Below are 20,988 nucleotides of genomic sequence, written 5' to 3'. Positions count from 1 at the left end.
CGTGTTGCAACGCATGAGAGGCATACCCTTTCAAATATCCTTCGGCGCTGTAATTGCCGAAAGAGTTTTTGATTTGTTCATGCTTATGTTGTTTACGCTGGCGGCGCTATGGTTAGAGTTTGACCGCCTCAGCGATTTTCTTACGCAAATTTTTGGCGGCCAAGCGCAAGGCGATGCAATGAGCAAAGGTCTTTTGCTTGGCGCGGCCGCGCTGATAGGATTAGGCGGCGCGGCGGTTTTGTACGCCACCCGTTCTTACTGGATGCAACTGCTTTGGGCGCAAAAAATCATCGGATTCCTCAAAGGACTCAAAGACGGCGTGCTGTCTGTTTTGCAACTGTCGGTTGAACAGCGCATTAACTTCTTATTGCATACGGCGCTTATATGGATTTGCTATTACCTGACCTCCTACGTGTTATTTTTTGCTCTGCCTACTACCGAACAATTGGATTGGCATTGCGCGCTCGCCGTTTTGATGATGAGCGGCGTTAGCATTGTCGCTCCCGTGCAAGGGGGCATAGGTGTTTATCACCTCCTCATAACGGCTACGCTGGCAGCTTACGGCATTGCGCAAAGCCCGGCGCAAGAGTTTGCCTTTATGGCGCATAGTTCACAAATGCTTGTCTATATCGTTTTTGGCGTATTAGCCATAGGCGTAAGCCTGCTTTTTAAGCCTGCCAATCAAAATGACAAAATGTCAGCCTTGTAACTTGCGCATTTAATTTGCGTTTTGTATTATTACGGTTAAACAAGCAAAAGAACTATGTTGATACTTTCGTTGGTTATCATGGCGATAAGTTGGGCGGTACAAGCAACGCTAAGAAGCAAGTTCCGCACTTATTCAATGACCCCGCTAAGCTCAGGCATGAGCGGCGCTGAAATCGCCTACAAAATGCTCAGAGACAACCGCATTTACGACGTTGAAATCACTTGCGTACCCGGTCAATTGACCGACCACTATAACCCTGCCGATAAGACCATTAATCTGAGCGAAGAGGTGTTCTATGGTCGCAATGCGGCTGCCGCTGCTGTTGCCGCTCACGAAACAGGACACGCCATACAACATGCGACCGCTTACAGTTTTTTGGAAATGCGCTCCAAATTAGTGCCCGTAGTAAGTTTTGCTTCCAACTGGGTAACATGGATTCTGTTGGCGGGCATTTTCCTAATGCAAGTAACGCCGCTGCCGCTGTTCATCGGCGTGGGGCTGTTTGCAATGATTACATTGTTCAGCATCATCACCCTGCCGGTAGAGTTTGACGCAAGCAATCGCGCTGTGCAGTGGTTAGTCAATGCTCGCGTTGTGGACAGAGAAGAATATGGCATGGCTAAAAACGCGCTCTGGTGGGCGGCTATGACCTACGTGGTGGCGGCGATTGGCTCTATCGCTACCTTGCTCTACTACGTAATGATGCTTTTCGGGGGCAGAAACGACGACTAATTATTTAACCACTCAATAATAGGGGCGGACAGCAAAAACTGTCCACCTTTTTTATTATCAACCTAACCACTTGCAATTGAGTTGCATTTAACTATTTTTGCAACTCAATTGCAAAAGCGAATGCGTTTACTCTTTACCCTGTTGCTTACGCAAATTCCCTTGCTATGTGTCCAGGCGCAGCGACAGCCCTGTAAGGGGCGCATAGCAGGCAGAGTGGTGAATAGTTACACACAACAACCCATCGCAGGCGCGTCGGTGCGTTGGCTGAACGAGACGCTGACAACGGATATGGACGGCGCTTTTGCTTCTGCGGCAAATCGCTGCGAACGCTTTGCTCAGGTCATCATTAGCAAAGAGGGCTTCAAGGAAGCCGTTTACACGCTGCCGCTGAATGAAGAAAAAGTTATTTTGCTCATTCCCGAAACGCTCGAACTGGCGACTGTTACCATAACCGATGAAAAAATTAGCATCGGAAAGGCTGCGGCAACCCTAAGCGAAGTTTCCGGCGAAATGCTCACCCGCACACAGGGCAGAGGACTTGCCGAATCGCTCGGCGAAATCAGCGGGGTGCAGGCGTTGCGCAACGGCGCGACTATCGCCAAACCTGTCATTCAAGGTTTGCACAGCAACCGCATCTTAATATTGAACAACGGCATCCGACAAGAAGGGCAACAATGGGGCTTAGACCATGCGCCTGAAATTGACCCTTTCATGGCGTCGCGGCTGACGGTGGTTAAAGGCGCCGCCGCCGTGCAATACGGTTCAGATGCGCTTGGCGGCGTGGTATTGGTCAATCCGCCGGCGCTGCCTACGCAAGCCGGCATTCGCGCCGAACTGCACTTGCAGGGCGCAAGCAATGGCAGACAAGGCATCGCTTCGGGGCAGGTGAGCGGCTACCACAGCGGCATCGGCTGGCGGGCGCAACTCACGGGCAAACGCAGCGGCAACGTACATACGCCTGATTATTTTCTTGCCAATACAGGCGTGCGCGAACTGAATTTTTCGTTGGCTGCCGGCTACCGCAAAGAGCGCTATGGCATAGAAGCCTTTTTTAGCCGTTTTAATACCGAACTGGGCATTTTCAGAGGCGCGCACATCGGCAACCTGACCGACCTGCAATTTGCGATGAGCAGCCCGCGCCCCGTTGTAACGTCGGATTTCAGCTACCAAATCGGCAACCCGCGACAAGAAGTGGCGCATAATCTGCTGAAAATCAATAGTTATTGGAAAAAATCAACAGGCGAATGGCAACTGCAATACGGCTTTCAGCGCAACCGAAGGAAAGAGTTTGACATCCGTCGCGGCGGACGCGAAAATATTCCCGCCCTTGATTTGAACCTATCCACCCACACGCTGGATTTGGTTTATGAAGCCGGAAAAGGCGGTGCATGGCAGTGGAAAGCGGGTATCAACGGCATGGCGCAAAGCAACCTAAACACGCCCGGCACGGGTATCCGTCCCTTAGTTCCCAACTACTGGGTAGCGGCGGCAGGCGCTTTTTCCATGCTGAAATACGCCGCTAACCGTTGGGACATAGAGGCGGGTATTCGCTACGACCTGCGGCACATGGAAGTCCGCCGTTTTGACCGCAACAACGTATTGCAAAGAACGGAACGGCTGTTTAACAACGCTTCGGCAACCGTTGGCGCGGCGTTTTATGCGAACGACAAACTCACGCTGCGCACACAACTTGCCTCTGCCTGGCGACCGCCTGCCCCTAACGAACTGTACAGCGAAGGACTGCATCACGGCGCGGCAGCTTTGGAATTTGGCAGCGACAGCCTCAAAACCGAGCAAGCATGGAAATGGATAAACAGTATCCAACTAAAAACCGATAAAATTAGTCTGGAAATCAGCGGCTTTGCGCAGCACATCAGCGACTACATCTACCTTGCGCCGCAAGCGGAAACAAGGCTTACCATTCGCGGCGCGTTTCCCGTTTTCCACTTTGAACAAACCGATGCGCGGCTCTTAGGCGCAGATTTTACGCTGCGCTGGCAACCTGTACCCGCTTGGGAAAGCCTGTTCAAAGGCGCAATGGTACGCGCCAAAGACCTAACCAATCGCGCGTTTTTGCCTTGGATTCCGCCCGACCAAGTTTCCGTTACGCTGCGGCGCAACTTGAAAATGCCTTCAACAAGCCGATGGGAAGGCGCTTATACGGCGCTAACCTGCCTCTTGACGGCACAACAGTGGCGAGTAGAACAAAATCGCGACTTTGCGCCGCCCCCCGATGGATACGCGCTGCTCAATTTTGACAGCGGCATCCGATATAAGCGCGACAGGCAAGCGATAGACATTGGCTTTTCTGTTTACAACCTCGCTAATGTCGCTTATCGGGACTACATGAACCGCTTCCGCTATTTTGCCGATGAGCAAGGACGAAATTTTCAACTTTATCTGAAATATACTTTGTAAATTTTATTCACTTAAAACCCATTTTAACTATGTTTCGATTGCATATAGGCTTATATGCCTTGCTGTTTACCGTTGTAGTTTTGAGCGGATGCAACCGCAAAGACCCTGAACCTGAGAATGAAAAAGAGGCGATTAACCGCATGGAAGTTGTGTTTACGCCTGTTGGCGGCGGCAGCGCGGTTACGTTCCTGTTTAGCGACCCCGACGGGGATGGCGGCAACCCTCCGACGATTACCGCTCCTGCGCTTCGCGCCCGCACCGCCTACAACGTAACCCTTACGCTTTCCAAAGAGGACGGCTCAAAACGCGAAGACAAAACGGCGGAAATCCTTGCTGAAGCCGATGCACATCAATTTTTCTTCATCATTAATCCTGCAACGCTGCTGGCGCATCGCTACAACGACGTGGACAAAAATAACCGTCCGTTGGGGCTGCGCAATGTGATGGAAACGCAAGCGGCAGGCAGCGGCACGCTTCGCATTGTGCTGCGCCACGACCTGAATAAGGCGTTTCCGGGTTTGAACAGCGGCAACTTCCAGCAAGCCGGCGGCGAAACGGATATTGACGTAACCTTCTCTGTTACAGTGCAATAAGTCGATAGATAAACCTGACGGGTTTCTCAAACCCGTCAGGTTTGCATCTGTCTTTTACTATTTCTTCCAGCGCTTCTTTTGGCGCTTGTCCATTTCCCGCTCGCGCTCGTTGTCGCCGGGCTGATAAAATACCTGTCCGTTCAAAGCATCGGGCAGGTATTGTTGTTCTACGAAATTGTCGGGATAGTTATGCGGATACAAATAATCGGCTCCATAGCCCAATTTTTTCATCAATTGTGTGGGTGAATTGCGCAAATGCAGCGGCACAGGCAAGTCGCCTGATTCTTTGACCGCTGCCTGAGCCTTGCGAATCGCGGTGTAAGAGGCGTTGCTTTTCGGCGAACAAGCCAGATAGATTGTCGTTTGCGACAGAATCAAGTCAGCTTCAGGCCAACCGATAGCAGCTACCGCCTGAAAGCAGGTATTCGCGAGCAGCAGCGCATTAGGGTTTGCGTTGCCAATGTCTTCCGAAGCCAAAATGAGCAGGCGACGGGCAATAAATTGCGGATCTTCGCCGCCTGCCATCATGCGGGCAAGCCAGTAAAGCGCCGCATCGGGGTCGCTGCCGCGTATGGATTTGATGTAAGCCGAAATAATGTCGTAGTGTTGCTCGCCGCTTTTGTCGTAGCGGGAAGTTCGCTGTTGGGCAACTTCTATCACCGCCCGATTGGTGATAAGGACGGGTTCGGCGGCGGCGCTGTTAATCGTCATTTCCAGCAGATTGAGCATTTTGCGGGCATCGCCGCCGCTGAGGGAAATAAGCGCATCAGTTTCTTGCAACTCAACGCTGATTTTTCTATCGGCGCTTTCGCGCGCGACCGCACGATGCAGCAAGTTGAGCAATTCTTCTTCACTTAACGATTTGAGTATGAACACCTGACAGCGGGAAAGCAGCGCCGCATTGACCTCAAAAGAAGGATTTTCGGTAGTTGCGCCTATTAGCGTTAGCGTACCGTTTTCTACCGCGCCCAACAGCGCATCCTGTTGCGATTTGTTGAAACGATGAATTTCATCAATAAATAAAATTGCTTTTGGCTGAAATTTTGCTTTGTCAATGACGTCTCTGATTTCTTTTACACCCGAACTGATGGCACTCAGGGTAAAGAAAGGAAAGCGCAAGGTTTTCGCCAATAATAGCGCTAGCGTTGTTTTCCCTGACCCTGTAGGTCCCCAAAAAATACACGAAGGAATGTTCTTATTGCGAATCATCTTGCGGAAAATACCATTCTCGCCCATTAAATGGGTTTGCCCGACATACTCTTCCAAACTTTGGGGTCGCATTTTCTCTGCCAGCGGCGTATTTCGTTCCATGCAATTGTGGCGTACAATCAATAGTGATCATCTAAAAATTTGGGCAAAAAAGATTGCTTTGCCCGTTGTTTTGCTGGCGCTTTTTTTCCTCTATGCGTTTAGCGCATTAGCTTAGCGCATCTTATTTCATTTTATTTCGCAGTTGTTCTATTTGTTCAACGGTTAGATTGGTCGCCTTGGCAATATTTTCACTATCTATGCCTAAGGTTAGCAGATTTTTAGCGATTTCAACAGCTTTTTTTTCTGTTTCTTCCGCAAGTTTTCTTTCCATCTTCTCTTTTTGTTTTTCTATCTCTTCCGCAGTTTTTCTTTCCATCATCTCTTTTTGTTTTTCTATCTCTTCCGCAGCTTTTCTTTCCATCATCTCTTTTTGTTTTTCTATCTCTTCCGCAGCTTTTTTTTCCATCTCCTCTTTTTGTTTTTCTATCTCTTCCGCAATTTTTCTTTCCATTACCTCTTTCTGCTTTTCCAGTTCTTCCGCAATTTTCTTTTTCATCAGTTCTTCCTGCTCAATTTTGAGCGATAGCGCCTCGCTTGCTTTTACGTGCAGGTAGTCTAAATAGCGGTTGTAGCCGTATTGCTGCTCTTTGTTCAGGCGCATGATGTCTAAAACTTCTTTGGCTTCCGCCAGACCTTTGGCTTTAAACTCATCTTTTACTTCGCTGTTTTTCAGGAAATAAATCCATTCGTCCAGCGGGTCTTTGGCAATGTCGTTGAACTGATTGACCTTGATGAGATAATATTCAGGAAAAATATCGGCGATGTTTTCCTTGACAAAGGCTTCTTTTTGCCTATCGGAAAGTTGTAAAATATCTTTTTCGTGTAAACCTTCAAAGTTGGTTGTGCCGCGATAGACATAATCCTTGCCTTGACCCAAATCAAAGTAAATGATATTGATAGAGATTACCTTTTTGATGTCGGAATAAGGTTGCCCCAGACTCAGATTTTCGGTAAGCGCCTTAGACGCGCCATAAATCATCCGATGGAAGTAATCTATCTCATACGTGTTTTGGATTTCAACGATAATTAGCTCATTTTTAGAGTTTTGCGTGAGAATATCTACGCGATTGTACTTGTCCTCATCGGTCATTTGATTGGATTCGCTCTCTAAAATTTGCTTGATTTTGAAGTCCTCACGCAAAAGTTCCGATAGAAAGCCTTCCAACACAACGAAGTTAGCCTTGTTGCGCAGCAGCCTTTTAATAGCCCAGTCAAAACGAATCAGTCTTTTGCCCATCGGTTTTCGCTATTGTCGTGGTGAAAGATACGAAAAAATGTAGGCAAGGGATTAGGTATTAAGCGCCTGCGCAACTTTTTCGCGAAACCATTGGGTTTTGGCAAGCGCTTCACGTGGAATATTCTGTCTTTCAGGTAATTGTGTGCCGTAATCTTTGGCGGGCAACACCTTGTAGAATATTTCAAAATCATCAGAGGCAAGCATTTCAATCACGGCTGTGTAGTTCCCGATAAATTTTTTCCGTTGTTTTTCTAATGCTGCCTCTTTAAAAAACGGATAACCATCGCGGGCTTTGGCAATGCCTGCGGCTATATACAACTGCTTCTCTTGCTTCTCTTGTGCAAGCGCCTTTTGATAGGCGATTTTGTCAAATTTTTTACCCTGTGCAATGTAATATTCTTCCAGATTATCGGGGTGATACATCAGGTTTTCAATGCTGTAATAAGGCAGTATGTGCAAAAAGGGATATGTGCGGCGCAACTCTTCTACTTCTTCATCACTCAAATAATCTCTGTCCACCAATGCGTTCATGTGCAGATGTTGCGCCTGTGTAAAAGCGCCAATCTTATCTTTCCCATTGAAAAACAGCGTATTCTCAAAATTCAGACTATTGTAAATAGGTGTGTCGGTATTTTCTGCAAAATAAATGGTGCGTCCTTCCAATACCTTGCCGATAAAATCTTTGCCAACGGCAAGTTCAAATACCTGAAAATCATTTTTGGGTGAGGGGCGGATGATTTGCGGTTGGTCAAAATCCAAATCATCAAAATCCAATACTACGCCCCTGCTGTCGTCGTTGGCAAAATCAATAAAGCCAAGCGCATGACCTGCTGTCCATAGCTGCGAACTTTCGGGTATCCATCGCTCTGTGATTTCTTTCAGTACGCTGTATTGCAGCCGTGTATTCAAATGCACATCCATTTCATCAATGAAAATAACCGCATTTTCATACGATTGACGGCGAACAATAAAGTTTAGCAATAAAATGATAATCTGCTTTTCGCCATGACTGAGCAGGTCGTAGTTAATCTTTGTATCACCTTTTTTGAAAATCAGTTTGGCGGGTTTGTTGGGCGTTGCATCTTCAAACTCAGCAATGCGAATAGCCGTTTGCGGATTTTCGCCAAAAATAGCTGCCAATGAGTCGTTGAAAGGTTTGATAAATTGCTGAAAAATTTGCATTACATCCGCCTGTCTGCCGCTGAAAACAGGTTCGCGCAGGGCATTATTGATGGATTGGATATACAGGAAAACATCATTTAAAAACCGTTCGTCCTGTTCAATAAAGGTGCGGGGGCTGTCAGCATCCGTCAGCGCCGCATTCGGATTGATTGCGGAAACAATACGCGGCACAATGCGGATACTGCTGCGACCAATGAATCGCTGTGTGTGTACGTTACCCGTCAGCAGTTGCCAGTCCTGTTTGTGTATTTTTTCCTGATTGGCTAATTGAATGATTGCCTCGGCGGGCTTTTCCGACTGCTTGCGATAATAGTTCAAGCTCTCATCGGATTGATAAGGCAGCCCTTTTGACAAGCCTTTTTGCAGCCAGTCAAAGGCATCAAACACACACGATTTCCCTGAGCCATTGGAACCAATCAGCAAGACCAATCGTGTATCGGTTGGTATGTTTTCAATCCGCAGCTTTGAAAATCGTTTGAAGTTGATTAGTTCAAGGCTTGTGATTTTCATTGGGGGAAAGTATTTAGCCCTTCAATATACGCAAGAACGCTGATTTTGGCAGATATATGTTTAATGCATCTTCCCCTCTCTCACGCCCAGCGTTTCAATGATTTGGGCTTCGGCTTTGAGAAATTCCTGCCAGCGAGCATCTACTGTGGGGCGCGGCATAATTTCGCGGGCTAATTCGATAAAATTAACATAGTGCCCCGCTTCGGAAGCCATCAGTTCGTAGTAAAACTGCGAAAGTTCTTCATCGGCAATATTTTGCCAAAGCATTTTGAACCGCTCGCAACTGCGGGCTTCTATCAGGGCGCAAATGAGCAGTTTATCCACTAACCGCTGCTCACGCGAACCGCCTTTGGTAATGAGCTGATTCAGGGCAACTACGTATTCATCCTTGCGCTGTTTGCCCAACTTGAAACCCCGTTTTTTGATTTGTGCCAGCACTTGCTCAAAATGTTGCCACTCTTCGGTTACAACGGGTGTGAGCGTTTCTACCAGTTTTTCCTGTTCGGGATATTCCACAATCAGGGAAATGCAGGTAGAAGCCGCCTTTTGTTCACAATAGGCGTGGTCGGTCAAGATGTCTTCCAGACTTTTTTCGGCAATGTCCGCCCAGCGCGGGTCGGTCGGCAGTTTGAGGTGCAACATATAGCGAGTAAAATACATGTATTTGCAGGGCAAATTTCGTCAGAATCGGCTATAAATCTATGTTAAAGCCCTGGTCATTACAAACAAAAGCCAACAAGCAAACGTTTTTGTAAAGAAACACAGCACATGAAATATTGGATTATCGCATCTTTGGCGCTGCTTTTTGCCAACTGCACAAACGGACAACATATGGACATGACATCAAAAAAGCTCAAAGTGGACGAAAAGGCTTTAGCAAACGTGGAAAGGGTCGTAAAGACCGAAGAAGAGTGGCGCAAGTTGCTCACCCCTGAACAGTACTACATTTTGCGGCAAAAAGGAACCGAACGACCTTTTTCGGGTAAATTTTATATGCATAAAGAAAAAGGCGTTTATACCTGCGCGGCTTGCGGCTACGAACTGTTTAGTTCTGAGCAAAAATTTGATTCAGGCTGCGGCTGGCCAAGTTTTTTTGACGAAATAGGCAAGGGACGCATTAAATACAGAACCGATACTTCGCACGGTATGGTGCGCACCGAAATTATGTGCGCCCGCTGCGATGGACACTTAGGACACGTATTTGACGACGGACCCAACCCGACAGGCCTGCGCTACTGCGTAAATTCAGTATCTATTGAGTTCAAAAAGGTAGATAACAGCAAAGGCAAGCAAGAGGAATAGTTGCTTCAACCACAAGCGCACTTAGCTCACAAGTAAAATACCTTGTGTTTTTGTATCCTTGTGGTAAAACAAGCGCTCCTGCCGTTGTTTGTGTCCCCACGAACAACTACCTCGCTGCTCATAAATAAGCAACGGCGACGTTGCATGTCGCCGCGCAACGGTAACAGCATAAAAAAGCTTTCGTTTGTTGCGAAGGCTTTTTATTTATAATCCACTGTTGTTTGTGAGGACACGAACAACGGCTGTGGTTTAAACACCCCAAAAGGGCGTTCTACATTTTGTTTAGTCCATAATGAACGGATAGTCCGCCTGCACGTACACGTCGGTAAACGCCTCTGCCGGGTCTGGATAAGGCGACTCTTCGGCGAACTGTACCGCATCTTCTATAATCGCTTTTACACTGGCGTTAATCGCTGCCAAATCTTCTTCGGTGGCTAATCCTTTTTGCAAAATCGTTGTGCGTACTTGCTCAACAGGGTCTAATTTTTTGTACTCTTCCACTTCTTCTTTGGTGCGATATTTCTGCGGGTCAGACATAGAATGACCGCGGTAGCGGTAGGTGCGAAATTCTAGCAAAGTTGGGCCTTCGCCTGCGCGAGCGCGTGCAGCGGCTTTGGCTACTGCATGGTGTACCGCTTCAACGTTCATGCCGTCCACAGGCATGGAAGGCATTTGGTAAGCCTCGCCCAAAATATACAAATCGGTAACGTTAGAGGCGCGCTGTAAGGAAGTACCCATCGCATAACCGTTATTCTCAATGGCAAAAATGACGGGCAGTTTCCATGTCATCGCCATGTTCAGCGCTTCGTGGAACGCGCCCTGCCGCACGGCACCATCGCCCATGTAGCAAATGCAGACGTTACTTGTTTTGTTGTACTTTTCAGCGAAAGCAATGCCTGCGCCCATAGGTATCTGCCCGCCTACAATGCCGTGTCCGCCCATAAAGTGTACGTTCTTGTCAAACATGTGCATAGAGCCGCCCTTGCCTTTGGAACAGCCCGTCGCTTTGCCGTAGAGTTCTGCCATCACAGCGCGGGCGCTGGTACCCAGCCCCAGCGGGTGTGCATGGTCGCGGTAGGCGACAATCCACTTGTCGTCTCTGGTCAGCGCTGTAATGGCGCCCGAAGCGCAGGCTTCCTGACCGATGTATAAGTGGCAAAAGCCTCTGATTTTTTGCTGTCCGTAGAGTTGCCCAGCCTTTTCTTCAAACTTCCGCATGAGGTACATGCTTTCGTACCAATACATGTATGTATCTTTTGTGAAGTTTCCTTCGGCATCTACCACGTTGGCAGGTGGGGTCAATACAAGTTTCATATTCATTTAATCGTAAGTTGCTGTTGAAAATCAGGCGACTGCTAAGCAACTCTGCAAATTGTAGAGGCTGTCCAAAAAGGCTGAATGTAGCACAGGCCTTAGTCTGTAGCTATTTGATTGTCAGTTATTTAGGAAATTACAGACTAAAGTCCGTGTTACTTTTTAGACAGCTTCAGTTAATTGATAACCAGCACGCATCCTAAGGGTACGATACATTTTATTGCTTAGTTAGCTATACGCCCAACCATATGGGCAAAAATAGGCAAAAAGCCATGAATATCAACCCGAAACAAGCGCGATGAATGACACAAAAACATATGCAAAAAAATATATATGAACATATGTTGTTTTATTGAAAAAACTTTTATACTTTTGCATTACTAAAATACGAAACACAATCATCAAAGTTATGAAAATAGAACAGTTTGAAGACAAAGGACTTGCGCACTACGCATATGCTATTTTGAGCGAATCAGATAAAGCGGTCGTGTTGATTGACCCCGCCCGCAATCCTCAACCTTACTACGATTTTGCCGCAGCTCACGGCGCTGAAATTGTAGGCATTATTGAAACACACCCACACGCCGACTTTGTAAGTTCTCACTTAGAAATTTCCAAACAAACAGGCGCAAAAATTTATGTAAGCAAGTTGTTAGGTGCTGAATATGAGCATGTTGCTTTTGACGAAGGCGCAACCATCACCCTGGGTGATTTCACCCTGCGTTCACTGAATACGCCTGGCCACTCACCTGACAGCATCAGCATTGTGCTAAGCGTCAATGGCAAAGACCATGCGGTATTTACAGGCGATACGTTGTTTATCGGCGATGTTGGTCGTCCTGACTTGCGCGAAAACGTCGGCAACTTGACCGCCCAACGCGAACAATTAGCCCGCCAAATGTACCACAGCACCCGCGAGAAGTTGATGAAATTAGACGATGATGTGTTGGTATTCCCCGCACATGGCGCAGGTTCGCTTTGTGGAAAGGCTTTGAGCGGCGCTCATTCAAGCACCATTGGCGCGGAGAAAATGAGCAACTACGCCCTCCGCCCTATGAGCGAAGACGAATTTGTAAAAGAATTAATTGCCGACCAGCCGTTTATTCCTAAATATTTCGGCTTTGACGTGAACTTGAACAAAAAAGGCGCGCCCGCTTATAGTTCAAGCGTGCGCCAAGTTCCTCGCTTGAATCCTATTCGCAGCGCGGAAGATGCGGCGCAGTTAGACCGCAACGTGCTTATCATTGATGCGCGTCCGCAGGTGGAATTCCGCAAAGGACATTTGCGCAACTCTATCAATCTGATGAACGGCGGCAAATTTGAAACATGGTTGGGCAGCATTGTAAACCCCGAAGAACCCTACTATCTGGTGGCAGCCGATGAAGCGACATTAGACGAACTGATTGCCAAAGCTGCCAAAATCGGTTATGAAGCAGCTATCAAAGGCGCTTTTGTGTTGGAAGGCTACAGCGAACTGACCTCCCCTGAAATTGATGTGGAAGCATTTCGCAAGCAGCCCTCCGATTATGCGATTGTGGATATCCGCAACTGGTCGGAAATCAGTACGAAGAAAATTTTTGACAACAGCATAGCTGTTCCGCTGCCTGAGTTACGCGAACGCATCGCCGACATTCCAAAAGACAGGCCGGTGGTCGTACACTGTGCAGGCGGCTATCGCTCGGCAGCAGGGGCAAGTATCATCGCCAACCTATTGGAAAAAGAAGGCGTTATGGTTTACGACCTTAGCGAAGCGATTAGTACGTTTTAGTTGATTAAGTAGTAAAATAAAACAAGGCTGTCCAAAAGTAACACGGACTTTAGTCTGTGATTTGTTAATCACTTGATAATCAAATAACTACAGGCTAAAGTCTGTGCTACATTCAGCTTTTTTAGACAGCCTCGTCTTTTTTATGAATACCACAATTCTATAAGAATAATGGACTTTTGTGAATGTTACAGTTGTTGGGCAAATGCAATTTAAGGTGCTGATACGCCTGCCTGACGCAATCGCTCGGCGAGTGCTATCTTTTTGATACGCTGTTCTTTGCTGTGCCGATACCAAAAATATGCAATACCTAAAAATAGCACATACGGAATACTCATCAGGTACAGGATACCTGTATTAAGCCCACTGCCAATTCTATTAGCTCCTGTGCTAATGTTATTTTCAACTGTTGCACGACACATCGCACACTGTGCCTCAGCTATTTTAGTTGTCAGCATAAATACCAGCAGAAATAGTAATGCAAAGCCAAGAAACTTTTTCATACATAATAAGGGCTGATCATCAAATAAACAAGTACACCTGTAATAGCAACATATAACCAAATAGGAAAAGTAAACTTAACTATTTTTTTGTGGCGTGCGCGCTGGTTGGTCAAACCAAAGTAGAATGCAACCAGTACAATCGGAACAACTACAACTGCAAGAAGGATATGTGTCAATAATATAAACAAATAAACGCTTCGTGTAATTCCCACCGCAGCCAGCTCTACGTTGCTCAAAACACCATCGCCATTTGTATCCCCAAACTTAGTAGAAGGTGCCTGAAAATGATAAATCACGTAGGAGACCAAAAAGAGCGAGGATAAGATAAGGGCTGTTATCATCAAATTGCGATGCATGTTTTCATTGCGGTTTTTGATAAAAAACCACGCTAAAATCAAACACAGGGAGGTAGCGCTGTTCAGCAGTGCATTAATATGCGGTAAAATTGAGACATCTACATCGCCCAATTTTCCTGTCTGCGGAACAAACAACAACAGCGCTACTACCAGCGGTATTGCGACCGAGATAACACCGATAATAGCCAAGTAACGTTTATCTTGCTTGGGCGCAATATCTTGCAATGATGACATAAGTTGAGAGGGTTAGATTAAATGGCATTCCTAAAATACAAACAGCCATTCTGTCATTTTGTTCAAATGATCGGCTACTTTTTGTACTCAGAAAGCAATACCTGTATTTCCATGATCAGCCGATCTACGTCTTCGCGGCGAGTACCGCTATAATAGCCTCTGATACGCTTTTCTTTGTCCACGAGTACAAACTTGTCGCTATGGATAAAATCTATTTCAGTGTCTGCTGTTGCAGGTTTTGCAGCGATATAGTAACCGCAACGCGCCTGCTCATAAATAGCTGCTTTATCGCCTGTTACGAAAATCCATTGGTTAGGATTAGCTTTATAGCGCTCGGCATATGCCTTGAGTACCTGTGCGCTATCGTAACGCGGATCTACTGTATGCGACAGGATCACTACCTCAGGATAGTTTTTCACTGCCTCGCTTACACGTGCAAGCTCTGAAGACATGGTCAGACAGATGTCAGGACAGCGAGTAAAGAAAAAGTCGGTTACGTATATCTTCCCTTCCAGATCTTTTTCTGAAAAAGGAAGTCCATCCTGATTGATAAATGAGAATGAGGGAATTCGATGGATGCCATCTACCTTATTAGGAGCGCATTCCCCTGATTCAGGATTAAGAATAGGCAAGGCAAATTCATTTTCACCAAAACCTCGAAGAAATAAAAATGCCAAAGCCGGCAGCACCAGTATTAACATAAGTGCGCCGGCTTTCAACAGTTGATTAGTGTTCATCTATATGATACAACTTGCTTTTGCATAACTCTTAATATACGATACTACTTAAGAAGGATAGAACTTCCTTCTACCAAAAGAGCCAACACCAGCCACACTACGAATATGCAAGGCAATACAATAGACCAAACCAGTACTTTTACTTCCTGTTTGAGGTGCATAAATTCACCTACGATATAGAACACCTTCGCAAAAGTCATCAACACGAAGATCATATTACGTGCTGTACCGGGTGTCATTGTAAAAGCCAATGCTAACTCAAGGACTGTCAAGGCAGCCAGTATGCCTGTAACAGTCCAGATGCGCTTTACAGCAGCCTTGTGCGCTTCTTCAGGAGTCAAATTATTACTATATGCCATAGTCGTAAGTAAGTTCGATGATGAATTAGATAAGATAAAAGAATGTGAACACGAATACCCACACCAAATCAACAAAGTGCCAGTATAAGCCTACTTTTTCTACCATTTCATAGTGTCCACGACGATGCATAACCCCCGTAGCTACCTGATAGAAGACGATGATATTTAGCAACACGCCACTAAGAACGTGGAATCCGTGAAAGCCTGTGATAAAAAAGAACAAATTGGCAAACACAGGAGGCCCGTACTGATTTTGAAGCAGGTTAGCGCCCATGAATATCGTACCATCTGGTTGGAGTGTACCGGGGGCTTCGCCGTGAATGAAATGGCTCCACTCCCATGCCTGACATCCAAGAAAGGTGATGCCGCCAAGGATTGTCCACAGCATCCACTTTTCAGTATCTTTCTGATCCATGCGATGACCTGCTTCTACAGCAAGAACCATTGTAACACTGCTCATAATGAGAATAAAAGTCATGATGGTAACAAATACGAGCGGCAGGTGCATTCCTTCAAAGAAAGGAACAGCAGCATATACTTTTTCCGGTATAGGCCAATATTCGGTAGAGAAAGTAAACTGGGAATGGTCGCCTTCATACGCAGGATGCGAATAACGCAACATACCATAAGTAATCAGTAAGCCGGAAAAGGTAAAGGCATCAGACAATAGGAAAAACCACATCATCAATTTGCCATAGCTTACGTTCAGCGGTGAATTACCGCCGTCCCAGATAGATCGTTTCTTTGATACAGTTACAGTGGACATATTATTTTGTTGTGTTCTGAGCTATTGCACCAATCACGGGAAGTGTAAATTGGCATTCAAAATTATTTCAAATCCCGTTTATTAACAAAAATACGAACAAATAAACCCAAAGCAAATCGAGGAAATGCCAGTAAGTGGCACACATTTCAAGGCGCACCATTGATTTTCCGTGTATTTGCAGCCGAACGGCAGCTACGATAATGATGACTAAGAATACCAAGCCTCCGATCAAGTGTAGTCCGTGCAGCCCTGAAAGCACATACAGAAATGAACCGGCAGGATTTGACTGTGCACCTGCAAAGAATACACCCATATTCACCAGTTCTACCCAGCCCATCCATTGGGTTACCAAAAAAGCCATGCCAAGTATAAAAGTCAGCCAAAGTGCTGCTTTAAGTTTACCTAACTCATCCTTTTTAGCACTCAAATATGCCCAGTGCATCGTCAGGCTGCTCAGTATAATGATGACCGTGCTGTAATAGAATATGGTAGGTAGTTCAAACTCCAGCCAGTTCCCCTCGGCACGGCGCACTATGTAGCCGCTTGTCAGCCCGCCAAAAAGCATAATAATGCTTACAATGAACAGCCACATTGCAAACTTTTTAGGATGCATAGATAGTGTTGGGGCTGGCTGTTCGGTCGTTGGTTTTATCTTTATGCGTGTTGCCATATAATTATAACTTGTCTAATAAGTATGCAATTTGTACAACCGGAAGGTAAATAAATGAGCCAAACATCAAGCTCAATGCAGCTCTGTTATCCAGTTTGCGGATCAGATAGAAACTTTGCAGCAGAAATAGGATGCCGCAAACTGTAGCGATGATGGCAGAAGCAATGCCCGTAATGCCAAAGTACATAGGAAGCATACCGAGCGGAATCAAAAAGAGCGTATAATTCATAATAGCAAACGCTGTGTTTGAATCTTTGTTTCCACCGGAAGGCAACATTTTAAAGCCTGCACGCTTGTAGTCCTCGTCTGAGACCCAAGCAATTGCCCAAAAATGCGGAAATTGCCAAACAAACTGAATAGCAAAAATGACCAATGCTTCTACACCAATAGTGCCTGTAGCAGCTACCCAGCCGATCAATGGTGGAAATGCGCCGGGAAATGCACCTACAAACACTGAAGCGGAGGTTTTTTGCTTGAGGGGCGTATAAATAAACGCATACAAAATCAGTGAAAGCAAACCCAGCAAGGCACTGAGGGTATTGACAAAGATAGCGATAAGAGAAATGCCGACTATTGCAAGCATTGTAGCGTAAATGCTCGCCTCCTGTGGACTTAGCGCCCCTGTTGGCAGCGGGCGATCGGCAGTGCGGCACATCAACTTATCCAGATCGCGTTCGATGATCTGATTGATTGTGTTGGCAGCTCCCGTAACGAGAAAACTACCCAAACAGAAAGCTACAAATGCAAGCCAGTTAAAATTGCTGGTATTGGCAAGCAGATAGCCAAAAGCTCCTGAAAATACCACCAATGAAGAGAGGCGGAACTTCAGCAGCAACATAAATTGTCTGATCTTAAATGAAAGATTTGGCACTGCTATGGTTTGAGTTGACATCAGTTTTTTTAGTGTTAAGCGGATAATGATGAGTAAGAGTTTGCCATTTTAAATACGCGTTCGCTGTTTAGGAAAAGCGCAAGCAATATCTGAACACCAAACATGAGGGCAGCAAGCAACAGGTGCAGCGGTTGCATAATAGCAGGAATAGCAAAATAAGCCATCACAATACCTGTTAGAATCTCACCCACAATCAGCCCTATCAGTAGATTTGACCAAAAGGCGAGTGTGCCCGCGTGTGAAATATTTGTGCGCAATAAAAACACTAAATACAGGTGTGCTGCAAGGATCACAAGAGAATAGGTGCGATGTATGTAGAATGAAAGTCCGATTTGCTCGATCCATGTCTCTCGCGCCAGATAGTTCATCTGCAAAGCAATGTGGTCTATGGCTTCGCGCACCTGCGTACCCAACACTATCTGCGAGAGTCCCATGAGTGCACAAACGCCCAGCACAAAATTGAGCTTACTTTTATCACGCACTTGTTCGATCTCTACATATCCCGTATGTGCACGCGAAATGGCGTAAATCAGTATGGCAACAATGAGTAGTGCAACCACCATATGCAGCGTGATCATGAACGGTGAGAGATTTGTAGCCACGACAACTGATCCCAACCAACCCTGAAAACCTGTCATCAAAAATGCCAGCAAGGTCAGGTAAAATACCATGCGATCGCGGCGGAAGTAGCTCATCGAAAGCAGTAATGTGATAAATATAAACAGACCGATAAGCGCCCCCAACAGACGGTTTAGATATTCCACCCAAGTTTTGAAAGGGTCAAAATCGGCAATTTCTTTGCCCTTAACCTTAAAAATGGTCTTATAGTCGGGAGGGAGTTGGCTAATATCGGTTGGAGGAACCCACTGTCCAAAGCACTTCGGCCAATCCGGACAGCCCATACCTGAGCCTGTACTTCGCACAATGCCACCAACAAGTATCAACAGATAAACAGCTATAATAGTGATGATACCAAATTGACGAAATGCACGTGCCATAGTCTCAGAAATTTTGCGCAAATGTACTCCAAAAAAGCCTTACCTAATAGCTGCTGCAGAGGTTTGCGCAGTAATCAGCGGCTGACACTCAAAGAACAAACTTATAGCGTTTTTTGTTGTGGCAGAGGCTATTTCTGTAAGGCTTAATTGTCGTGCCTCTGCAATTTTTTCGGCAATTAGCGGCAAATAGGAAGTTTCATTGCGCTTGCTACGATGCGGAACAGGCGCGAGATAGGGGCTGTCTGTCTCCAGTACGATTTGTTCGAGCGGAGTTTGCGCCACAACTGCCGCTAAATCACTCTTTTTATAGGTAACAACGCCGCCGATACCTACGCGGAAATTCATTGCATAGAGCCTTGCAGCATCTTCTGCTGTTCCGGTGAAGCAATGCAGTACGCCAAATAATCGCTCATCGGCGAGGCTCTCCAACAGTGCAAGCGTTTCGGTCATAGCTTCGCGGCAGTGAATAACCAGCGGCAAGCCGTATTGCTTTGCCCATTCCGCCTGGATGCGAAAGGCTTCTTTTTGTTGTTCAAAAAAGGTTTTGTCCCAATACAAATCTAAACCCATTTCGCCCACAGCTATAAATGGATATTTTTTGAACCAATCTTCAGCAATTTGCAGTTCTTTTTCAAAGTCTGCTTTTACTGAGCAAGGATGCAAGCCCATCATTGGGAAGCACTGTTCGGGATAGCGGGCAGCCAGTTCCATCATGCCTTCAATGGATTGGCTGTCCACATTGGGCATCAGGATTTTATGCACTCCTGCGGCAAAGGTGCGCTCCAGCATCGCATCGCGATCGCTGTCAAACTGTCGGGAGTAAATATGTGCGTGGGTATCTATCATTGTTGAGGCAGAGGCGCTGTTTGGGGGGTAGTTGCTGTAGAATCGTTGCGGAGTCTGTTTTGTCTCGCGGTGAGCGTATCGGCTACCAACTTCATCAGATCGCTAAGGCGATAGCTGTCACTTGCATAAAACTGATACGACCGGCGATAAGTAATAGTGTCGGTCTGATGGCGACGCATAATTTCGCGCTCATAGCGGTCGTAGCGGGAGAGTGCCTCCTGAAAAGTCAAGCCCTGCAATGCTACTGCTGCTTCTGCCAAGTGGATATCGGCAAGAATGGCAGCCATTTTAGGCATAGGTAGCGTGCCTTGTGGAGCTTCCTGCGAATTGTTATTTGCACAGCCTGTCAGCAGGACGAGCAGCAGACATAATCGCAGGAACTTTTTCAAACCTGATGTACCCTTGAAACCTGACAGGTCTTCAAGACCTGTCAGGTTTACACATGATACAATATATAAAACTTTGCGCAACAATAACATAGCATTGCCAATCGAGCTCCACAAAGATAGCGCATTCCGCGTTGTGCTTTTTGTGTGGAATGGTTTATATTTGTTGAGCAATGGGAAATCATAAGCCTATGAGTTTTGTTGTATAGTTATGCGATTACTGATGCTCCGGCAGTGTACAAGGCAATTATTGGACTTGAGATAAGAAATGAAATCAGAAAATAAACTCGCAGGACTTGGACTTTTGACAGCAATTTCGGCTTCACTTTGCTGTATTACACCTGTTTTGGCTTTGTTGGCGGGGACAAGTGGACTTGCTTCGACTTTTTCGTGGCTTGACCCTTTAAGACCGTATTTAATCGGTTTGACAGTTTTAGTTCTTGGATTTGCTTGGTATCAGAAATTAAAACCACAGAAACAAGTGGACTGCAACTGCGACATGACCGAAAAAACACCATTCATTCAGACAAAAACATTTTTAGGTATCGTAACAGTTCTTGCAGGACTAATGCTTGCATTTCCGACCTATACACATGTCTTTTTCCCTAAGACAGAAAAACAAACAATTTCAACTGAAAAAGCAAACATTCAGACAGCAGAATTTACAATTAACGGAATGACTTGCACAGGTTGCGAAGAACACGTAAATCACGAAGTGAATAAACTGACAGGAATAATCAACACGACTGTTTCATACGAAAACGGAAACGCAATCGTGCAGTTTGACAAGACTAAAACCGACATTCAAGAAATAGAAAAAGCCATTGCAAAGACAGGCTATTCAATAACCGACAAGAAAGAAATAAAATGAACATAATACTGCAATCAACAATTACTTGCCCCGACTGTGGACACAAGAAAGAAGAAACTATGCCGACAGACGCTTGCCAATATTTTTACGAGTGTGAAAACTGCAAGAAAGTTTTAAAGCCAAAACAGGGCGACTGTTGCGTTTATTGTAGCTATGGGAAAGTAAAGTGTCCGCCCATTCAAGCAGGGACAAATTGCTGTAATTGACAATGAAACGACTGACAGAAATAGAAAGCCGACCGCATAACAGCCGTTTTGCAAAAGCGGGGGTTTCGTGCTTCTATGACAGTGAAGTGCT

General features: G+C 46.0%; 23 protein-coding genes. 8 read left to right on the top strand and 15 right to left on the bottom strand.

What is annotated here, in order from left to right; genetic code table 11:
* The 4 genes from ACWIP2_RS02350 to ACWIP2_RS02335 form a co-directional block, all read left to right on the top strand.
* Positions 1-709: lysylphosphatidylglycerol synthase domain-containing protein (locus tag ACWIP2_RS02350; protein WP_448518290.1), on the top strand; the 709-nt coding region annotated here is incomplete at its 5' end.
* A gap of 54 nt (positions 710-763) precedes the next feature.
* Positions 764-1,441, top strand: coding sequence for a zinc metallopeptidase (locus tag ACWIP2_RS02345; RefSeq protein WP_448518289.1), 678 nt, complete (start codon positions 764-766; stop codon positions 1,439-1,441).
* Positions 1,442-1,561: 120 nt separating this feature from the next.
* Positions 1,562-3,859: a TonB-dependent receptor gene (locus ACWIP2_RS02340; RefSeq protein ID WP_448518288.1), complete on the top strand. Its 2,298-nt coding sequence runs from the start codon at positions 1,562-1,564 to the stop codon at positions 3,857-3,859.
* Between the two features lie 29 nt (positions 3,860-3,888).
* Complete coding sequence (locus ACWIP2_RS02335; RefSeq protein ID WP_448518287.1) at positions 3,889-4,452, top strand: hypothetical protein; 564 nt, start codon at positions 3,889-3,891, stop codon at positions 4,450-4,452.
* A 57-nt stretch (positions 4,453-4,509) separates the two neighbouring features.
* Here ACWIP2_RS02335 and ACWIP2_RS02330 read toward each other — a convergent pair whose 3' ends face one another.
* The 4 genes from ACWIP2_RS02330 to miaE all read right to left on the bottom strand — a co-directional run bounded on the left by ACWIP2_RS02330 (position 4,510) and on the right by miaE (position 9,352).
* Complete coding sequence (locus ACWIP2_RS02330) at positions 4,510-5,763, bottom strand: replication-associated recombination protein A (RefSeq protein WP_448518286.1); 1,254 nt, start codon at positions 5,761-5,763, stop codon at positions 4,510-4,512.
* Between the two features lie 121 nt (positions 5,764-5,884).
* A complete protein-coding gene (locus ACWIP2_RS02325) occupies positions 5,885-7,000 on the bottom strand; it encodes a PD-(D/E)XK nuclease family transposase (protein ID WP_448518285.1) in 1,116 nt (371 codons plus the stop codon).
* A 51-nt stretch (positions 7,001-7,051) separates the two neighbouring features.
* A complete protein-coding gene (locus ACWIP2_RS02320) occupies positions 7,052-8,692 on the bottom strand; it encodes an AAA family ATPase (protein ID WP_448518284.1) in 1,641 nt (546 codons plus the stop codon).
* 60 nt (positions 8,693-8,752) lie between these two features.
* Positions 8,753-9,352 carry a tRNA isopentenyl-2-thiomethyl-A-37 hydroxylase MiaE gene (gene miaE / locus ACWIP2_RS02315; RefSeq protein WP_448518283.1) on the bottom strand — a complete coding sequence of 200 codons (600 nt, stop codon included), beginning with the start codon at positions 9,350-9,352 and terminating at the stop codon, positions 8,753-8,755.
* Positions 9,353-9,460: 108 nt separating this feature from the next.
* Between miaE and msrB the strand changes: the two genes are divergently transcribed.
* Positions 9,461-9,994 (top strand): peptide-methionine (R)-S-oxide reductase MsrB, encoded by a 534-nt coding sequence (msrB, locus tag ACWIP2_RS02310; RefSeq protein ID WP_448518282.1) that lies wholly within the window; start codon positions 9,461-9,463, stop codon positions 9,992-9,994.
* A gap of 282 nt (positions 9,995-10,276) precedes the next feature.
* Here msrB and pdhA read toward each other — a convergent pair whose 3' ends face one another.
* Positions 10,277-11,308 (bottom strand): pyruvate dehydrogenase (acetyl-transferring) E1 component subunit alpha, encoded by a 1,032-nt coding sequence (pdhA, locus tag ACWIP2_RS02305; protein WP_448518281.1) that lies wholly within the window; start codon positions 11,306-11,308, stop codon positions 10,277-10,279.
* A 409-nt stretch (positions 11,309-11,717) separates the two neighbouring features.
* Between pdhA and ACWIP2_RS02300 the strand changes: the two genes are divergently transcribed.
* Positions 11,718-13,076 (top strand): MBL fold metallo-hydrolase, encoded by a 1,359-nt coding sequence (locus tag ACWIP2_RS02300; protein ID WP_448518280.1) that lies wholly within the window; start codon positions 11,718-11,720, stop codon positions 13,074-13,076.
* A gap of 209 nt (positions 13,077-13,285) precedes the next feature.
* On the opposite strand, the gene ACWIP2_RS02295 is transcribed toward ACWIP2_RS02300, so the two are convergent.
* The 10 genes from ACWIP2_RS02295 to ACWIP2_RS02250 form a co-directional block, all read right to left on the bottom strand.
* On the bottom strand, positions 13,286-13,576 hold the full coding sequence (locus ACWIP2_RS02295; RefSeq protein WP_448518279.1) for a hypothetical protein: 291 nt from the start codon (positions 13,574-13,576) through the stop codon (positions 13,286-13,288).
* Complete coding sequence (locus ACWIP2_RS02290; RefSeq protein WP_448518278.1) at positions 13,573-14,166, bottom strand: DUF420 domain-containing protein; 594 nt, start codon at positions 14,164-14,166, stop codon at positions 13,573-13,575. The genes ACWIP2_RS02295 and ACWIP2_RS02290 overlap by 4 nt, the downstream gene beginning before the upstream one ends.
* Positions 14,167-14,240: 74 nt before the next feature.
* Complete coding sequence (locus ACWIP2_RS02285) at positions 14,241-14,903, bottom strand: SCO family protein (RefSeq protein ID WP_448518277.1); 663 nt, start codon at positions 14,901-14,903, stop codon at positions 14,241-14,243.
* Between the two features lie 44 nt (positions 14,904-14,947).
* A complete protein-coding gene (locus ACWIP2_RS02280; RefSeq protein WP_448518276.1) occupies positions 14,948-15,262 on the bottom strand; it encodes a cytochrome C oxidase subunit IV family protein in 315 nt (104 codons plus the stop codon).
* A 25-nt stretch (positions 15,263-15,287) separates the two neighbouring features.
* Positions 15,288-16,028 carry a cytochrome c oxidase subunit 3 gene (locus tag ACWIP2_RS02275; RefSeq protein ID WP_448518275.1) on the bottom strand — a complete coding sequence of 247 codons (741 nt, stop codon included), beginning with the start codon at positions 16,026-16,028 and terminating at the stop codon, positions 15,288-15,290.
* Between the two features lie 67 nt (positions 16,029-16,095).
* The gene (locus ACWIP2_RS02270) at positions 16,096-16,698 is read right to left on the bottom strand and encodes a cytochrome c oxidase subunit 3 (RefSeq protein ID WP_448518274.1); all 603 of its coding nucleotides are present in this window, start codon (positions 16,696-16,698) and stop codon (positions 16,096-16,098) included.
* Positions 16,699-16,702: 4 nt separating this feature from the next.
* Positions 16,703-17,590, bottom strand: coding sequence for a heme o synthase (cyoE, locus tag ACWIP2_RS02265; RefSeq protein WP_448518273.1), 888 nt, complete (start codon positions 17,588-17,590; stop codon positions 16,703-16,705).
* A gap of 14 nt (positions 17,591-17,604) precedes the next feature.
* Entirely contained in the window at positions 17,605-18,588 is a 984-nt protein-coding gene (locus ACWIP2_RS02260) for a COX15/CtaA family protein (RefSeq protein WP_448518272.1), read from the bottom strand.
* A gap of 39 nt (positions 18,589-18,627) precedes the next feature.
* The gene (locus ACWIP2_RS02255; RefSeq protein ID WP_448518271.1) at positions 18,628-19,434 is read right to left on the bottom strand and encodes a TatD family hydrolase; all 807 of its coding nucleotides are present in this window, start codon (positions 19,432-19,434) and stop codon (positions 18,628-18,630) included.
* Positions 19,431-19,823, bottom strand: a complete 393-nt coding sequence (locus tag ACWIP2_RS02250; RefSeq protein WP_448518270.1) for a DUF4296 domain-containing protein — start codon at positions 19,821-19,823, stop codon at positions 19,431-19,433. Before ACWIP2_RS02250 ends, ACWIP2_RS02255 begins: the two co-directional genes overlap by 4 nt.
* A 265-nt stretch (positions 19,824-20,088) precedes the next feature.
* On the opposite strand from ACWIP2_RS02250, the gene merTP reads away from it, so the two are divergent.
* Both merTP and ACWIP2_RS02240 read left to right on the top strand, forming a co-directional pair.
* A complete protein-coding gene (gene merTP / locus ACWIP2_RS02245; RefSeq protein WP_448518269.1) occupies positions 20,089-20,691 on the top strand; it encodes a mercuric transport protein MerTP in 603 nt (200 codons plus the stop codon).
* On the top strand, positions 20,688-20,897 hold the full coding sequence (locus ACWIP2_RS02240) for a GDCCVxC domain-containing (seleno)protein (protein ID WP_448518268.1): 210 nt from the start codon (positions 20,688-20,690) through the stop codon (positions 20,895-20,897). Before merTP ends, ACWIP2_RS02240 begins: the two co-directional genes overlap by 4 nt.
* Positions 20,898-20,988 lie beyond the last annotated feature (91 nt).

The sequence above is a fragment of the Rhodoflexus sp. genome (genome assembly GCF_053489755.1).
This window is presented reverse-complemented; position numbering and strand designations above follow the sequence as displayed.

What these genes read in the sequence shown, in the direction of transcription:
- ACWIP2_RS02345 (WP_448518289.1), top strand. Translation starts at nt 764, where the DNA reads ATGTTGATACTTTCGTTGGTTATCATGGCGATAAGTTGGGCGGTACAA.
- ACWIP2_RS02340 (WP_448518288.1), top strand. Translation starts at nt 1,562, where the DNA reads ATGCGTTTACTCTTTACCCTGTTGCTTACGCAAATTCCCTTGCTATGT.
- ACWIP2_RS02335 (WP_448518287.1), top strand. Translation starts at nt 3,889, where the DNA reads ATGTTTCGATTGCATATAGGCTTATATGCCTTGCTGTTTACCGTTGTA.
- ACWIP2_RS02330 (WP_448518286.1), bottom strand. Translation starts at nt 5,763, where the DNA reads ATGGAACGAAATACGCCGCTGGCAGAGAAAATGCGACCCCAAAGTTTG.
- ACWIP2_RS02325 (WP_448518285.1), bottom strand. Translation starts at nt 7,000, where the DNA reads ATGGGCAAAAGACTGATTCGTTTTGACTGGGCTATTAAAAGGCTGCTG.
- ACWIP2_RS02320 (WP_448518284.1), bottom strand. Translation starts at nt 8,692, where the DNA reads ATGAAAATCACAAGCCTTGAACTAATCAACTTCAAACGATTTTCAAAG.
- miaE (WP_448518283.1), bottom strand. Translation starts at nt 9,352, where the DNA reads ATGTATTTTACTCGCTATATGTTGCACCTCAAACTGCCGACCGACCCG.
- msrB (WP_448518282.1), top strand. Translation starts at nt 9,461, where the DNA reads ATGAAATATTGGATTATCGCATCTTTGGCGCTGCTTTTTGCCAACTGC.
- pdhA (WP_448518281.1), bottom strand. Translation starts at nt 11,308, where the DNA reads ATGAAACTTGTATTGACCCCACCTGCCAACGTGGTAGATGCCGAAGGA.
- ACWIP2_RS02300 (WP_448518280.1), top strand. Translation starts at nt 11,718, where the DNA reads ATGAAAATAGAACAGTTTGAAGACAAAGGACTTGCGCACTACGCATAT.
- ACWIP2_RS02295 (WP_448518279.1), bottom strand. Translation starts at nt 13,576, where the DNA reads ATGAAAAAGTTTCTTGGCTTTGCATTACTATTTCTGCTGGTATTTATG.
- ACWIP2_RS02290 (WP_448518278.1), bottom strand. Translation starts at nt 14,166, where the DNA reads ATGTCATCATTGCAAGATATTGCGCCCAAGCAAGATAAACGTTACTTG.
- ACWIP2_RS02285 (WP_448518277.1), bottom strand. Translation starts at nt 14,903, where the DNA reads ATGAACACTAATCAACTGTTGAAAGCCGGCGCACTTATGTTAATACTG.
- ACWIP2_RS02280 (WP_448518276.1), bottom strand. Translation starts at nt 15,262, where the DNA reads ATGGCATATAGTAATAATTTGACTCCTGAAGAAGCGCACAAGGCTGCT.
- ACWIP2_RS02275 (WP_448518275.1), bottom strand. Translation starts at nt 16,028, where the DNA reads ATGTCCACTGTAACTGTATCAAAGAAACGATCTATCTGGGACGGCGGT.
- ACWIP2_RS02270 (WP_448518274.1), bottom strand. Translation starts at nt 16,698, where the DNA reads ATGGCAACACGCATAAAGATAAAACCAACGACCGAACAGCCAGCCCCA.
- cyoE (WP_448518273.1), bottom strand. Translation starts at nt 17,590, where the DNA reads ATGTCAACTCAAACCATAGCAGTGCCAAATCTTTCATTTAAGATCAGA.
- ACWIP2_RS02260 (WP_448518272.1), bottom strand. Translation starts at nt 18,588, where the DNA reads ATGGCACGTGCATTTCGTCAATTTGGTATCATCACTATTATAGCTGTT.
- ACWIP2_RS02255 (WP_448518271.1), bottom strand. Translation starts at nt 19,434, where the DNA reads ATGATAGATACCCACGCACATATTTACTCCCGACAGTTTGACAGCGAT.
- merTP (WP_448518269.1), top strand. Translation starts at nt 20,089, where the DNA reads ATGAAATCAGAAAATAAACTCGCAGGACTTGGACTTTTGACAGCAATT.
- ACWIP2_RS02240 (WP_448518268.1), top strand. Translation starts at nt 20,688, where the DNA reads ATGAACATAATACTGCAATCAACAATTACTTGCCCCGACTGTGGACAC.